We start from the raw sequence: 234 nt of genomic DNA on the forward strand, positions 1-234 counted from the left end.
TGACGTCGGTAGAGAGATGGGTACCGGTGATGGCCAGCGCCTTGGCGCGGGCGATGAAGGCCGGATCGATGGCCTCAGCGTCGATGGCCATGTCGGCACAGTCGCGGCGATAAAACAGCAGCGGGAAGCTGTCGCGATCCTTGAGCGCCAGCAGCACCAGGCCGGTATGGCGTTCGGGATCGGTCTGCAGGGCGCTGGTATCGACGCCCACTCGCTCGAGCTCCTCGCGCACGA

1 pseudogene is annotated in these 234 nt (G+C 65.8%); it reads right to left on the reverse strand.

From position 1 onward, the window contains the following. Window positions 1–232: pseudogene (locus tag CVH10_RS24635) on the reverse strand (5-dehydro-2-deoxygluconokinase); the annotation flags it as partial. Window positions 233–234: the final 2 nt, after the last annotated feature.

Origin of the sequence: Halomonas sp. ND22Bw (assembly GCF_003011945.1) — a bacterium.
Classification (GTDB): domain Bacteria; phylum Pseudomonadota; class Gammaproteobacteria; order Pseudomonadales; family Halomonadaceae; genus Halomonas; species Halomonas halophila.